Below are 14,240 nucleotides of genomic sequence, written 5' to 3' on the forward strand. Positions count from 1 at the left end.
ATCATGAGAGACGAATTCGCCTATGAGGAAGCGCAGCGCCACCTGAAGCAGCGCAACCGCTTCGCCGCGCTTTCGGCCGTGCTCGGGCTCACCAGCCTGCTTGCAGTAGGCGCAGCAGCGACCCGCGAGGAATCCCTCGTGCTGGTGCCGATCACCTCCGAACGGCTCGCACTTACCAGCGGCGGGGTCGAAGCGCACTACCTCGAGCTCGTCACCCGCGACACCGCGCTGATGCTCCTGAACCGGTCGCCCGAGAGCCTCGACTACTGGATGGAACAAATCCTGAAGGTGGCCGACCCGGCATCGCACGGACGCCTCAAGGCGCAGCTCGTCGCGATCGTGGAGGAGCAGCGCGGCTCGGACGTCGCGCAGGCCTTCGTGATCTCGAAGATGATGGTGGATCCTGAGGATCTCAGGTCGACCGCCACCGGGACGCTCAAGACCTTCGTCGGCGCGCAAGTGATCGCGAGCCAGCAGCGCAGCTTCGAATTCACCTGGAGACGCCGCGGCCTGAGCCTGGCGCTCGCCGGTTTCCGCCAGCTTCCCGATCCAAACCAAGCACAGGACCAGGACCAATGACGCCCCTTCCCCGGCCATTCCCCATGGCGTTCACGGCGGTCGCGCTCTCGATTGCATCCCTTGCCTACGCCGTCCCGGCGCGCGCCGACCAGTTCGTCGAGGCCGCCGACGGTTCGACCATCGACTGCTTGCTCGCCCGCGGCGCGCTCACGCGTATCGCGCTGATCCAAGACGGCTTTGCCAATGTCTCGAAGATGGCGAGCGGCTATCCCTACAACGATTTCGAGGTGACCCACGAGCCCGTGCGCGGCGACATCTACGTCTCCGTCCCGCTGCAATATGCGAGCGGCAGGGTCAGCTTCTTCGCCACCAGCAGTGCGGGCCATGTCTACAAGTTCGCCTGCAAGGTCGAGGGCGAGGAGGCGAGCCAGCTGTTCGTCACCAACCCGGCGCTCGCCAAGAACGAAGCCGGCGAATGGGAAGCCGCCAGGGGCGGCCCCGACGATGCCGCGATCGCGCTCGTAGCGGCGATGGCGAGCGATGCCGTCTTGCCCGGTTACCGCGCGCGCGCCGAACTCTCGCGTCCGCGCCGGACCGGCGATCTCGAGGTCCAGCAAATTGCCCAATACGAGGGCGCCGAGCTGACCGGGCAGGCCTTCGTCCTCAGGAACCTTGGCGCAGAACCGATCGACCTCGGCGGCAGACGCGATGCGCCCGCGGGAGCGCGAGCCTTTGCCTACGCCGCCCAGACCCTTGCCCCCGGAGAGGCCACCAGCGCCTTCCTGGTCTTTGCCAAGGGAGGGCCCCGATAATGGCTGACCAGGATCAAGCTACCACCGAGCAGCCCGCTCGGGGCAGCGACAAGGGCAACGCCCGCCGCAACCTCAACCAGACCATCGCCCAACGCCAGAAGCTGCTCCTCGCCGGGATCGGCGGGATCGCGCTGATCGGCGGCGCCCTGTTCATCTTCTCGGGCGACGATGATGCGGCCGCAGACGGCAACGGGCCGGTCGAGATCGACACCGGGGGCCTCGTCAATCGCAACCTCTCGAACCGCGAGTTCGTGGCGACCTACGGCAACCGGCTCGATGCGCAGGGCCGCGCGATCAAGGACCTGCAGGAAAGCCAGCTGCCCAAGGCCGCGATTGAACAGGAGCTCGAGACGCTGCGCGGTGAGAACGCGCGCATGCTGACCGACGGCCAGGCGGCGATCGATGCGATCTCGGCCGAAAATGCCGCGCTGCGCAGCGAACTCGAAACCGTGCGCAACGCCCCGCCACCGGTCGCATCGGTGCCAGCGAGAGTTGCAGCGATCCCCGGAGGACCGGTCACACCACTGGATGGTCCGTCCGGACCCCCAGACGAACCCAAGGCGAGCCTCCTGAGCTTTGCCAGCGATCCCGCCAAGCCCGGCAAGCCCAAGACAAGCGATAGCGCACCGCCACTCCTCCTCGAAGCAAGCCGCGATTACCTGCCGCCCAACAGCTATGCGCCGGCGACGGTCATCGTCGGGGTCGATGCCTCGACCGGGGTGGTCAGCCAGAGCGATCCGCTCCCCGTGGTGCTGCGGATCACCGGCCCCGCCCGCTCGGTGATGCGCGGCGGCCAGCTGCTCACCACCGATATCACCGGCTGCCTCGTCAACGGCGCGGCGCGCGGCGATCTCTCGGCCGAGAAGGTCTACGTCAAGCTGGTGCGCATGACCTGCGCCCAGCCTGGCGGGCGCTACGCGGTCAGCGAGGTCAAGGGATTCATCGCCTTTGCCGGCAAGTCCGGCGTGCGCGGCCGGATCGTCAGCCGCGAAGGTAGCCTTGTCAGCCAGGCGCTGCTCGCCGGGATCGTCGGCGGGTTCGGGCGCGGCTTCTCCGCCAACGCCAACGGCATCTTTGCCGGCCAGGTCGGCGGCGACGGCAAGCGCGAAGCGCTCTCGCCGACCGACATACTTGCGGGCGGCCTCGGTCAGGGCGCGGGCGAAGCCGCCGACACGGTCAGCAAATACCTCATCGAACGCGCAGAACAGTACCAACCCGTCGTCGAGATGCCGACCGGCATCGCAGTCGAGATCGTCTTTCTCGACGGCGTCCATGTCAGGAGCACACCCCAATGAACTATGCCAACCAGCGGCCAGGCCTCAAGGCCCGCGTCGCCCATGTCTCGCTTGCGCTGGCCAGCGCGGCCGCTGTCCTCACTGCCGGGGTCTCGGTCGTTACCGCCATGCCCGCACAGGCAGCGATCGCCCGCGACGTTGTGGTCGCGCTCAAGTTGCGCCTGCCCAAGACGCCCATCGATGCGCTCGACTGCACGACCTTTGCGCCTTGGTGCGAGGTCGTCTCGGGCGACACGCTATTCTATATCGACGAGGCGGCGCGCTACCTCTTTGTCGGACGGCTCTACGACATGCAAGAGCGCCGCGATGTTACTGCGACGCGGCTGCTCGAACTCAACCCCGACCTGCTCGCTGCCGGTGCCGCGAGGGCCGCAGGCCACGGCGAAGCCGCCGAGCAGCCCATGGGCGGTTCCAAGCCCGCTCCAGCTAAGGTCGATCTCTCCGCGCTGCCTGCCGAGGGCGCGATCCGATGGGGCAATCCTAAGGGTCCGCGGCTGGTGGTCTTCTCCGATTTCCAGTGCGGCTACTGCAAACGGCTGACAGGCGAGCTGATCAAGGCCGGGGTCGAGGTCGAGGAACGCCCGATCTCGATCTTCGGTGCAGCAAGCCGCAGGCTTTCCGAGAGCGTGATCTGTGCCAAGGATCCGGTTGCAGCGCTGCATGCAGCCTACGAAGGCAAGCCGGTCAGCCCTCCGAAATCCTGCACGAGAGCCACGGCCCTCGACGCCAACGAGGCCTTTGCGAGGGACAATGGCTTTGCCGGAACCCCGGTGATCGTGCGGGCCAGCGATGGCGCCGTCCTGCACGGTTACCGCGATGCAGCGACACTGCGCGCCTTTGCCGCCAAAGCGGGAGGTGTCCGGTGAACGCGCGCCTCGCTGCCCCCGCCTCCACGCTAGCCCTCGCTCTCATCGCGACCGGCTGCACCGCGCTCGGCGGCAATATCGAGGGCGACTTCGCCTGCCGTGCACCTGGCGGCAGTTGCGCCCCGACGTCGCTGATCGACGCGCAGGCGACCCGGGTTTCGTCCGCGGATGGAGCAGGCCCCCTCGCCCCGGTCGTCCACGCTCCTGCCAACACCAGCGGGCGCAGCCTCAGGGTCGTGCTCGCCGGATATCGCGATGCGCTGGGTCGGGAGTACGAGCCACGGGTCGTCCATGTCCCGCTGCCCGACAGCCCTGGCACGGGATTTCGCAGTCCGCTCAGCACCGGCGAAGTGCTGCGCGCGCTCGGCCGCGCCGTCCAGCACGGCGAGGGCGAGCCTATCCTGACCGCACCCGCCTTTCCCCTGCAGCTTCCGGATCAGCTGGTGAACCCCTCCCAGCAGAACCCGGAGCTGCCCGGCGCAGAGGCGCCGGTCACCGGGGCACCCGGCCGTCCCCCCTCCCCCGGCCGGGTGCCCCACCCTGACACATCGGAAGGAGACGGGCTGTGAGCCTTTCGCTTGCCACCGCGCGCGATGCGTTGCTCTCGGGCTTGTTCGGCGATGCCCGCAAGGCGGACCGTGGGCGGCCGAGCTTCTCGCTCGACATGCTCTCCGACTGGCTGCCCTACCGGGTCTACGACGAGGGTGCGAAGCTCTACCGCAACGCGCATTCGAAGGGCTTCGTGCTGGAAGTGACTCCGTTGATCGGGGCGGACGAGCGCACCGGCGAAATCCTCGGCCAGTTCTTCTCCGAGAGCCTGCCCCAAGGTGCCTGCCTCCAGGTGCTCAACTTCGCGAGCCCGAGGATCGGCAGCATCGTCGGCCCATGGTTTGCGCCGCGCTACGAACAGGGCGGGATCTACGAAGCGATCGCGAGAGCCCGCACGCAGCGGCTCTACGACCTCGTCTGGCAGTCGGGATCGGCGCATGCGCCGTTCCACGCCCGCCATGTCCGGCTCGTGCTCTCACTGGGCGTGCCCGTCCCCGGCAGCGTCAGCGACGGCGAACTCACCGAATGCCGCGACGGCCTCGTCGGCATGCTCGCTTCGCTCGGGCTCGAAGCTGCACCGCTCATGCCCGCAGGCTTGCTCGCGCTGGTCGACGAGCTGACCTCGCCGACCACCGCGCGCGAGCCCGATGCGATCCACTGGAACCGCGAGGACACGCTTGATGCGCAGGCGATCCGCCGCGACATCGAGCTCGAGGTCGAGGACGACCGGCTGATCCTCAGGACCGAACGGTTCCGCGAGACCGGACGCAGCCGCGACGGCGTCCCGCAGGTCGGCGCATGCTATCCCGACCGTTTCGACATCCGCCACTACGGCGTGCGCTCGGCGCCCGAACGCTGGGCGCCTTGGGAATGCGCGCGGCTGATCGGCGACATGTTCACCGACAAGCTTCGCTTCCCCTGCCCGGCGGCAACCATGCTCTGTCTCCACTTTCCCGACCAGGAAGCCGCCGCCGCGCGCGCGGGCTACAAGTTCATGCGCACCACCAGTCTCTCGGAGACCAAGAGCGCGCGCTTCCTGCCCCGCCTTGCCGAGCAGTCGGCCGAGTGGAAGCACGTCCAGGCCGAGCTCCAGGCGGGCAAGAAGCTCGTGAAGCTCTTCTACGGCGTCACCACCATCTCGCCACTTGGCGATGGCGACGCGCACGAGCGCACGGTCAAGGCGATCTACAAGGCCGCCGGGTGGGACCTCGCCGACGAGCGCTTCCTCCAGCTGCAGGGCCTCGTCGCGGCGTTCCCGCTGAGCCTTGCCGACGGGCTGGTCCACGACATGGCGCGCCTCAAGCGCTTCCGCACCATGCTCTCGACCACCGCGGCGAACATCGCTCCGCTGCAAGGAGAGTATCTCGGCGGGCCGATCCCGCACCTGCTGCTCCTGGGCCGGCGCGGCCAGCCTTTCTTCTGGTCGCCGTTCGAGAACTCGGCCGGCAACCACAATATCGCGATCTGCGGCAAGTCCGGCTCGGGCAAGTCGGTGCTGCTGCAGGAACTCTGCGCCGCCTTGCGCGGCGCGGGTGCCAAGGTTGTGGTGATCGACGACGGGCGCAGCTTCGAGCATTCGGTCAAGCTGCAGGGCGGTCGCTTTGTCGAGTTCACGCTCGCCTCGGGCTTCTCGCTCAATCCCTTCTCGTTGGTCGACGATGCCCGCGCCGACACAGACGAGGATTACCGGCTCGACTGCTTCGCGATGATCAAGGCGATCGTCGGCCAGATGGCGCGGCCAAGCGCGGCACCGTCGGACACCGAGCGCGGGCTGATCGATCGCGCGGTGACACAGGTCTGGGAAGCGCTGGGGAGCGGCGGGGCGATCGACGACGTCGCCCATGCGCTTCACACCAGCGAGAACGAGGCGGGCAAGGACCTTGCCACTGCGATCGCGCCCTTCTGCCGCGGCGGCAGCTACGCCGGGTTCTTTTCCGGGAGAGCGAGTTTCGCGCTCGAGGACGACTTCACCGTGTTCGAGATGAGCGACCTCGCCTCGCGCGAGGAACTGCGAAGCGTGGTTCTCTCGGCGATCATGTTCATGACTGGCCAGGCGATGACGCGCTCATCGCGCGCGACCAAGAAGCTGCTGCTGATCGACGAGGCCTGGGCGATGCTCAAGGGCGGTTCGATGGGCGAGTTTGTCGAGACCTATGCCCGCACCGCGCGCAAATATGGCGGCGCGCTCGCCACGGCGACGCAGTCCTTGAACGACTACTACAAGTCCGACGGCGCGCGGGCAGCCCTGGAAAACAGCGACTGGATGCTGGTGCTCCAGCAGAAGCCCGAGACGATTGCCGATTTTCGCAAGGAAGCGCGGCTCGACATGGACGACCGTACCGAGACCCTGATCCGCAGCCTCAAGCGCTCGGGAAACGAATACAGCGAAATCTACCTGAAAGGTCCCGAGACCGAAGCGGTCGGAAGGCTCGTGCTCGATCCGCTTTCGGCGACGGTCTTCTCATCCGATCCCGACACCTATGCCGCGATCCACCGCCATGTCGAAACCGGCATGCCCCTGGAGCGCGCGGTCGCGCTCGTCGCCGGCGTGGAAAGGAATCCATGATGGTTCTCGAAACCACCACCCTTGTCGACCGCGTGCCGCTCCCGACTGCTAGGCGGAGCGTCCGAAACCGGCAACCCGTGAACTGGCTCGCATTGGGGCAAGGCACCTGCCTGGTGCTGATCGAGGCGGCAGGCTTCGCGGTGAGCACGCTGCTGCTGGTGCTCGGCCTTCCGCTGTTCGTGTTTCTGCTGCTCGCAGGGTGGAACCTAGAGGCGCTGTTCGCGCAGCTTGGTAACCTCGCCGAGCACTACCGGACCGCCGAGCCCATCGCCCGCCGTTTCTTCGCACAAGACCTCCAGATCGGCTTCCTGATCGCAAGTGGCGGCCTCGCGCTGCTGCGCCTCCCGGCCTTCCTGCGCCGACTCGATCGCCGCCTCAACGAAGGACCGCAACCCCATGACTGAACTGACACCCTCCATGCGTCCGCTGGCCCTGAAGGCGCTCGGTGTCGCGGCCGGACTCACCACGCTGCTCTGGGCAGGCTGGATCACCCGTGAGATCGTGCAAGTGCCGGACCAGCGGATCGTCACCGTACGGCTTGCCGAGACCATCGGCGCCTTCGTTGAGGATGCCGCGCGCGCCGATGCCGATCCCGCCGCGATCCAGGCCGCTAGCCTTGCCTATCTCAAGGCGGCCGAAAGCGCCGTCGCCGACATGGGCCACGACGGCCGCGTGGTTCTCGTCGCCGAAGCTGTGCTCGCAGGCGCCGCCGAAGACGCCACGCCCGAACTCGAACAGCGCATTGCTCGGAAGCTCTCCCAGGAGAAGCAGCCATGAAGTGGAGATCCAGGCTGCGCCGCCCCCTGCTCCTCAGCGGCATCGTCCTGCTCCCGCTCGCCTGGGCACCGCTCGACGCGTTCGGCAAGAATCACGCTTTCCTGATCAACGCGAGCCCGAGCCTTCCCAACTGGGCCTTCTGGCTCGAGCGTGATGCCCCGATCGCGCGCGGCAGCCTGATCTTCTTCGAGCCGCCGCCAAGCGCGCTCGTCGAGCGCCATTTCGGGCCAGGGCCGCAGATGTTCGGCAAGCGCGTGCTTGGCGTCCCCGGGGATATCGTGAGCCACGAAGACGATGCGGTCCTCATCAACGGCAAGCGGGTTGCCACGCGGCTTGCGGTCACCCGCCTCGGCGTGCCGCTCGCCGCCGGTCCCGAAGGCGTGATCCCGCAAGGGTGTTTCTACACCGGCACATCGCATCCGCGCGGGCTCGACAGCCGCTATGCCGCAATCGGTTTCGTCTGCCGCGGTCAGATCCTCGGCAGCGGGAGGGCGATCCTGTGAGATATCTCCTGTCCCTTGCCGCTCCACTCGCGCTGCTTGCAGTTCCGGGTGCGGCGCACGCACGCGACTACGGCCAGCGCGGCGCGGTCTTTCCGATCATCGAGCGCGACCTCCTCGAACAGATCCATTCGAAGCTCCGCACGATGGAAGCTTCGGGCGAAACCGCGCGGCTCAACGAGAAACTGAAGACGCGAACCATCGCCCGGGTCAACCGCCCCGAGCCCGTCGCGGGCCTCGTCCGCGCACACGAAGCGCGCAGTTGGCACTTCGATCCGACGATCACGCTCGCCGCCGATATTCGGGGGGGCAAAGGCGAACTGGTCCATGCCGCCGGTACAATGGTCAATCCGCTCGACAGTGTGGATCTGCGCGCCGAACTTCTGTTCCTCGACGGCGACGATCCCGACCAGCTCGCCTGGGCCCTGAAGCAAGGCGCGAACGCCAAGCTGATCCTTGTTAGGGGCTCGCCGCTCGAGCTGATGAAGGCGCGCCAGCGGCGCTTCTATTTCGACCAGGGCGGCAAGCTCAGCGAGAAGTTCGGGATCAGGGCCGTACCCGCGCGCGTGCGCCAAGAGGGCCGCGTGCTCGAAGTGAGCGAGATCGCGCTGCCACCCCGAAAGGCAAAGCCATGAGCAGCATTCGCGCCTTGCTCGTCCTCTTCACCGCGACGCTTTCGCTGATGCTTTCCTCGCCCGCATCGGCCGATGCGGGACCCGGCAAATGCACAGGTCAGTTCGTCAACCCGATCACCGACATCTGCTGGTCGTGCCTGTTCCCGATCTCGATCGGCGGGCTCGACATCTGGCCGTCGAACCGCCCCGATCCCGATAACCCCGACTTCCCGCTGTGCCTGTGCGGCCTTCGCCCCGGTATCGCCATGGGCTTCTGGGAGCCGGTGCGGCTTGCCGATGTCAGCATGAAACCGTGGTGCTTCGTCAACCTGGGCGGCATGAAACTCGATCCGGGCTTCGATATCGGCTTCCGCTCGATCTCGGGTCCTTCGGCTGTGGGCGGCGCGAGCCAGTATTATTCGAGCTGGCACGTCCACTGGTACGCCTATCCGCTGATCTACTGGATGGAGATCGTCGCCGATTTCCTCTGCCTCGAGCCCGGATCGGTCGACATCCTCTACATCTCCGAGATCGATCCGCTGTGGCAGGACAGCGAGCTCACCGCGATCATCAACCCCGAAGCGGTGCTCTTCGCCAACCCGCTGACGCTTGCCGCCTGCGCGGCGGATTGCGCTGCTGCAACCGCCAAGCTGCCGATCGACGGCATGTTCTGGTGCGCCGGGTGCCAGGGCTCGATGTACCCGATGAACGGGAATGTCTCGGCCAGCATAGGCCACGTCCAGGCTTCGCGCCTCGTCCTCTCACGCTTCGCCTACAAGCTCCACCGCGAACTCGTCTCGTGGGGGACTATGGGCTCGAAGGGCCTGTGCGGCAAGTACTTGATGCCGGTGATGAGGAAGCAGCAATACCGCTTCCAGGCCACCAACCCCAACCCGGCGACGAGCGGTCGCTTCGCCTGCCCGCCCATCGGTGCCTCGACCACCTTCCAGTCACCCGGACAGGTCATCCCCGCCATCGGCGAGGACATGGGATACCTCGTCTGGCGCAAGAGGAATTGCTGCGCGCTATGAGAAACCCCTTCCATCTGCTTGTAATCGCGAGCCTCGTCATCGCTGCGGGCTTTGCCGCCGCATCGGCACAGGATGCCGCGCCCGAGCTCGACATCGCCCAGATCCGCGCGCGCGCACAGGAACACCGCGAGGATGCCGAGGCGCTGGCGACCACGATCCGGACGCGTGCCGAAACGCTCACCGATGATGCCAGGGCAACGCAGGAAGGTGCCATCGCCGCTCGTGCCACCTATGCCGGGGCAGCTGTCCGGAAGCCGCAGGACGGCCCGCTCGATTTCGACGCAATGATCAAGGCGCAGGTCGACGCCGAAAGCGCGTCGCTTGGGCAAAGCCCGAGGTTCATCGCCTTCGCCTCGCTCGGCATGCCAGAGGCCTCGCTCAAGGCCCTCGTGCGCGATGTCACGCGCGCCGGCGGCGTGACGGTGCTCAGAGGCTTCCCGCAAGGGAACAGCGCCCTCTTCAAGCAGCGCCTGGCATCGCTATGGAGCAGCCGCGAGGAAGCCGGCGCTCTCGGGATCGACCCCCGCCTGTTTCGCGCCTTCCGCGTCGAGGCCTCCCCGACATTCGTGGTGCTGGCCGCCGATTTCAGCCCCTGCGACGGGTTCGACTGCGCCGACAGCTTGCCCCCGCACGACCGCATCGCAGGCAATATCAGTGTCGCAGAAGTGCTCGGAACCTTAGCCGACGGGCGCGGCGCGGCCGCCGCCCAGGCACGGCTTCACCTGGCCCTGCTCGAAGGAGACGATCGATGAGCATAAAGCGAACACTGATCGCTCTGGCTCTCCTCGCCGATGCGCTCCCGAACCCGGCTCTCGCGCAGCAACAGGCTGCACGTGCGGACAACAAGGCGTTTGCCGAGAGCCTGCGCGGCGAAGCGCAGCAAGCCGCGCAAGCCCCGCCCGACGCGAACACACTCCCAAACTTCGATCGCAACGCTGTGCACGGCCTCGAGACGCTCGCCGACGATCCCGACCGGATCGAGGGCAATGCGGCGGCCGCCGCGGCCGGGCACCAGGGCTACCGCGCGATGCGCGACAGCCTCGCCAACCGTGCGCGCTTCGATCCGGCCGAGATCGACGACGTGATCGCGCGCAGCCTCGCGATCAACCAGGCCCCGCTCGAATACACCAGCGGCATGGCCATCTCGGGCGGCCAGGGATCGTGTGTGCCGCTGCCGCCCGGTTCCGGGTCGGCCGGGACCTACACCGCGACCTGCAACAGCGGCACGCGGATCGATCAGTCGGCGGGGCAATGTGTGGTCCCGCTCGTCGCCACCGTCAGCCAGCGCCCGCAATATCACTATCTGTGCAATCGGTTCGGCGACTTCAACGGATCGGGCGAGCCCGAGTGCCTCGGGTTCGACGGTTATTCCTGCCGGGTGACCGGGCACCGCGACACCTGCCTGCAATGGAGTTCGTCGGGCGGGAGGCCATGGTGTTCGGAGCCCGGTGATCCGATCACCGAGCTGACCTGCGACGAGCAGGTTCCTGGCCAGACGCCCTACCAGGTCACGACCGCGACCACGGTCACGACAACGCAAGACGAGAGCCAGTGCACTGGCTTCGCCGACAACACCGACTGCACGCTCGACGCCGAGATCTGCACCGATGCCGATCCGCAGACCCGCGTGATCGATGGCGTCTCGGTCACACGGCCCTGCTGGGAATGGCAGCGCAGCTACACCTGCACCGCGCGCGAAGCGGCGACCGACTGCTATGATATCGAGAGCCAGGGCGCATGCCGCTTCGTGCGCGAGGAATGCATCACCGAGGAAGTTCCGTGCGAGACCTGGGAGCGCATCTACGAATGCCCGCTCCCCGGGACAGACAGCACCACGCAGTATGTCTGCGATGGTGATGTCTACTGCATCGATGGCAGCTGCGAGACGATCACCCGCACCGCCAATGACGAGTTCAAGGATGCCGTCACCGCGCTCCATGCGATGGACGAGGCCCGCGGCCAGTTCGATCCCGAGACGCTGACGCTGTTCAAGGGCACGCGCAATACCTGCTCGTCCAAGGTTTTCGGCGTGCTCAACTGCTGCAAGGGCAAGGGCTTCCCGCTCATCCCCGGCATCAGCCTGCTCGTCGCGCTCGGCTGCAACCGCGAGGAAGTGCTGCTTCACGAACGCGATGCGCAGGGCCTGTGCGCCTATGTCGGGACATACTGCTCGGACAAGTTCCTCGGCGTCTGCCTGACCAAGAAGAAGGTCTACTGCTGCTTCGAGAGCAGGCTCTCGCGGATCTTGCAGGAACAGGGCCGCCGCCAGCTGCCCAAGCCATGGGCCAAGCCCAAGGAAGAGCAATGCGCCGGGTTCACGCTCGACGAGTTCGCCCGGCTCGACCTGTCCGTCATGGATTTCAGCGAGGTCTACGCGGAGTTCACCGAAGCCGCGCGTCTGCCCGACGAGCTCGAGACCTCCATCCTCATCCAGCAGAAAATCGAAGACTATTACGCGAGGACCGACCGATGAGCCGAATTCCCACGATCACCGGACTGGCCCTGGCGCTCGCGACCACGCTTGCCCCGACTGCCTCTGCGCAGGACAGCGGCGCAATCGCGAGCACCGATCCAGCAAGCGAGCTCTACTGCGAGCGGCGACGGCTCGGGTACTGGTTCTACTGCGTGAAGCCCGTACCGGTCGAACAGCCCGATGCGCCCGCAACGCAGCCGGTCGCGGCGGTCCAGGAACTCGACGCGATCACCGCCGAGCTGCGCGAACTGAAGGCGCGCGCGATCCTCTATCCGACCGAGGCCAATGTCGCGGCCTATATCCGTTTCCAGCGTGCCCAGCTCGACCGGGCCTCGCTGTTCTCGGACGTCTGGCAGCGCGCGATATGGCAGGATCCCGAGCTCGACTACACGCTCGAGCGGCCGGTCGGCGCGCTCGCCAAAAAGCAATGGCAGGACGCGCGCGCCGCCGAACGCGACAGCGCGCTGACGCATCTCTCCGAGCGCTACGGCCTGTTCTACTTCTTCAGCTCGACCTGCGCTCCGTGCGAAGTGATGAGCCCGATCGTCAAGGGAGTCGCCGAGCGCTGGCGGATCACCGTGCGCGCGATCTCGACCGACGGAGGGCCGTCACACCATTTCCCCGACTACAAAGTCGAGACGACTCAGCGCAGCAAGCTCGGCCTCGAGCCCAAGGTCACCCCGGCGCTCGTCCTGTGGGACAGCGTCACCAGACGCCCGATCCCGATCGGATACGGCGTGCTCTCGGCCGACGAGCTCCAGGACCGCATTTACCTCCTCACCTCGAAGGAAGCCGGACATGATTACTAGCATCCGCAATGCGGCGCTCACGATGGCCGCCGCCAGCATGGTCGCGTCCCCTGTCGCCGCGAATGTCGGTGACAGCATGGACCGCTTCATGGACGATATGGGCGCGGCGGCCAACGTCACCGGCCCGACCGCCTTCGAAGGGCAGTCGGCGGGCTATTACAGCCTCGGCAATGTCTGGACCCGCTTCCCGCAGAAGACCACCAACGTGGCCAATCTCCAGCTGCCGCGCGCCCGCGCGGGCTGCGGCGGGATCGACATCTTTGCGGGGTCCTTCTCCTTCATCAATGCGAGCGAGATGGTCGCTTTGCTCAAAGCCGTGGCCAACAACGCCGTCGGCTTCGCTTTCAGTCTGGCGATCGATACCGTATGCCCGGAGTGCAACAAGATCATGCAGGAGTTTTCGCAGAAGGCGCAGCTCATGAACAATCTCTCGATCAATTCCTGCGAGATGGCGCAGGGACTGGTCGGGGGCCTGTGGCCCAAGGGCGATCTTGCCGACAAGGCGATCTGCGAAGCGATCGGCAATTCGGAAGGCATCTTCACCGACTATGCCGCGGCCAAGCACGGCTGCGGCACGCGCGGTCAGCGGAGCAGCACCAACGAAGGTGCCGGCGCCGACTATGCCGACGTCAATCCCGGCGTGCCGCGGAATTATACCTGGCACGTCCTCAAAAAGAGCGCCTTCTTCAATCCCGGCGGCACATTCGACCGCGACCTCGCCGAATACGCCATGACCCTGATCGGCACGGTGATCTACGTGCCGCCCAAGGACGACGAGGCAGGCAAGTTCGTGCCCTTTGCTGGCGATGCCTCCTCGACGCTGGTGAGCGCGCTCCTCGACGGGACGCAAGGCCAGAGCGTGCGGGTGTTCCGCTGCGACGAGACCGACCTCTGTCTCAACCCGACCTTCCAGCAGATGAGCCTCGCCAATGCCAAGGCGATCCGGCCGCGCGTTGCCCTCCTCATGGGCAACATGGTCGAAGCGATCCGCACCGACAGCGCGATCGGCAATGCCGAGAAAGAACTGCTGCAGGTCGCCTCGGTGCCCCTGTACAGGATTCTCACCGTCCAGGCCGCCTATGGGCGCGGGATGCCGACCGACGATCGCGACACGCTCGCCGAGATCGCCAGCATCGACCTGCTCTATGCCATTCTAGACCGCATCGTGTCCGAAGCGGGGCGCTCGATGGCGAGCTTCATCGCCGCCGATGAAGCCAAGCTCGCAATCTGGCGCGGCCAGGTCGCCGAAGTGCGCTCGGGGCTGGTGCAGCGTCAGGCGACCGGACAGGCCAAGGTCTCCGCGATCATGCAGATCATCGAGAAGACCGCGATGATCGAGAACGCGCTCGCCGCCTCGATGTCGCCCTCGATGTCGGCGGCGCTCGACTGGTCGCGCGGTCTCCAGTCGCGCTCGATCGTCCCCTGAGGC

15 protein-coding genes are annotated in these 14,240 nt (G+C 66.7%); all 15 read left to right on the forward strand.

Annotation, left to right across the window (positions count from 1 at the left end):
• Window positions 1-3: 3 nt before the first annotated feature.
• Genes E3U23_RS12045 through E3U23_RS12115 form a run of 15 tightly spaced genes read left to right on the forward strand, consistent with a single transcriptional unit; the run spans window position 4 to window position 14,237 of the window.
• Window positions 4-579: a type IV conjugative transfer system protein TraE gene (locus E3U23_RS12045; RefSeq protein ID WP_279351523.1), complete on the forward strand. Its 576-nt coding sequence runs from the start codon at window positions 4-6 to the stop codon at window positions 577-579.
• Window positions 576-1,331 (forward strand): type-F conjugative transfer system secretin TraK, encoded by a 756-nt coding sequence (locus E3U23_RS12050; protein ID WP_279351524.1) that lies wholly within the window; start codon window positions 576-578, stop codon window positions 1,329-1,331. Before E3U23_RS12045 ends, E3U23_RS12050 begins: the two co-directional genes overlap by 4 nt.
• Window positions 1,331-2,626 (forward strand): TrbI/VirB10 family protein, encoded by a 1,296-nt coding sequence (locus E3U23_RS12055; protein WP_279351525.1) that lies wholly within the window; start codon window positions 1,331-1,333, stop codon window positions 2,624-2,626. The genes E3U23_RS12050 and E3U23_RS12055 overlap by 1 nt, the downstream gene beginning before the upstream one ends.
• Window positions 2,623-3,492 carry a DsbC family protein gene (locus tag E3U23_RS12060; RefSeq protein WP_279351526.1) on the forward strand — a complete coding sequence of 290 codons (870 nt, stop codon included), beginning with the start codon at window positions 2,623-2,625 and terminating at the stop codon, window positions 3,490-3,492. Before E3U23_RS12055 ends, E3U23_RS12060 begins: the two co-directional genes overlap by 4 nt.
• On the forward strand, window positions 3,489-4,061 hold the full coding sequence (locus tag E3U23_RS12065) for a hypothetical protein (protein ID WP_279351527.1): 573 nt from the start codon (window positions 3,489-3,491) through the stop codon (window positions 4,059-4,061). The genes E3U23_RS12060 and E3U23_RS12065 overlap by 4 nt, the downstream gene beginning before the upstream one ends.
• Window positions 4,058-6,607: a type IV secretion system protein TraC gene (traC, locus tag E3U23_RS12070; protein WP_279351528.1), complete on the forward strand. Its 2,550-nt coding sequence runs from the start codon at window positions 4,058-4,060 to the stop codon at window positions 6,605-6,607. The genes E3U23_RS12065 and traC overlap by 4 nt, the downstream gene beginning before the upstream one ends.
• Window positions 6,604-7,011, forward strand: coding sequence for a hypothetical protein (locus E3U23_RS12075; protein WP_279351529.1), 408 nt, complete (start codon window positions 6,604-6,606; stop codon window positions 7,009-7,011). Before traC ends, E3U23_RS12075 begins: the two co-directional genes overlap by 4 nt.
• Window positions 7,004-7,384, forward strand: coding sequence for a TrbI F-type domain-containing protein (locus tag E3U23_RS12080; protein WP_279351530.1), 381 nt, complete (start codon window positions 7,004-7,006; stop codon window positions 7,382-7,384). The genes E3U23_RS12075 and E3U23_RS12080 overlap by 8 nt, the downstream gene beginning before the upstream one ends.
• The gene (locus tag E3U23_RS12085; protein ID WP_279351531.1) at window positions 7,381-7,887 is read left to right on the forward strand and encodes a S26 family signal peptidase; all 507 of its coding nucleotides are present in this window, start codon (window positions 7,381-7,383) and stop codon (window positions 7,885-7,887) included. The genes E3U23_RS12080 and E3U23_RS12085 overlap by 4 nt, the downstream gene beginning before the upstream one ends.
• Window positions 7,884-8,519, forward strand: a complete 636-nt coding sequence (traW, locus tag E3U23_RS12090; RefSeq protein ID WP_431732686.1) for a type-F conjugative transfer system protein TraW — start codon at window positions 7,884-7,886, stop codon at window positions 8,517-8,519. Before E3U23_RS12085 ends, traW begins: the two co-directional genes overlap by 4 nt.
• On the forward strand, window positions 8,516-9,529 hold the full coding sequence (gene traU, locus E3U23_RS12095) for a conjugal transfer pilus assembly protein TraU (protein ID WP_279351532.1): 1,014 nt from the start codon (window positions 8,516-8,518) through the stop codon (window positions 9,527-9,529). The genes traW and traU overlap by 4 nt, the downstream gene beginning before the upstream one ends.
• A complete protein-coding gene (trbC, locus tag E3U23_RS12100) occupies window positions 9,526-10,281 on the forward strand; it encodes a type-F conjugative transfer system pilin assembly protein TrbC (protein ID WP_279351533.1) in 756 nt (251 codons plus the stop codon). Before traU ends, trbC begins: the two co-directional genes overlap by 4 nt.
• Complete coding sequence (locus tag E3U23_RS12105; protein ID WP_279351534.1) at window positions 10,278-12,002, forward strand: conjugal transfer protein TraN; 1,725 nt, start codon at window positions 10,278-10,280, stop codon at window positions 12,000-12,002. The genes trbC and E3U23_RS12105 overlap by 4 nt, the downstream gene beginning before the upstream one ends.
• The gene (locus tag E3U23_RS12110; protein ID WP_279351535.1) at window positions 11,999-12,811 is read left to right on the forward strand and encodes a conjugal transfer protein TraF; all 813 of its coding nucleotides are present in this window, start codon (window positions 11,999-12,001) and stop codon (window positions 12,809-12,811) included. The genes E3U23_RS12105 and E3U23_RS12110 overlap by 4 nt, the downstream gene beginning before the upstream one ends.
• Complete coding sequence (locus E3U23_RS12115) at window positions 12,801-14,237, forward strand: conjugal transfer protein TraH (RefSeq protein WP_279351536.1); 1,437 nt, start codon at window positions 12,801-12,803, stop codon at window positions 14,235-14,237. The genes E3U23_RS12110 and E3U23_RS12115 overlap by 11 nt, the downstream gene beginning before the upstream one ends.
• The last annotated feature ends 3 nt before the right edge of the window (window positions 14,238-14,240 follow it).

Source organism: Erythrobacter litoralis, from assembly GCF_029760855.1.
GTDB classification, from domain to species: domain Bacteria; phylum Pseudomonadota; class Alphaproteobacteria; order Sphingomonadales; family Sphingomonadaceae; genus Qipengyuania; species Qipengyuania litoralis_A.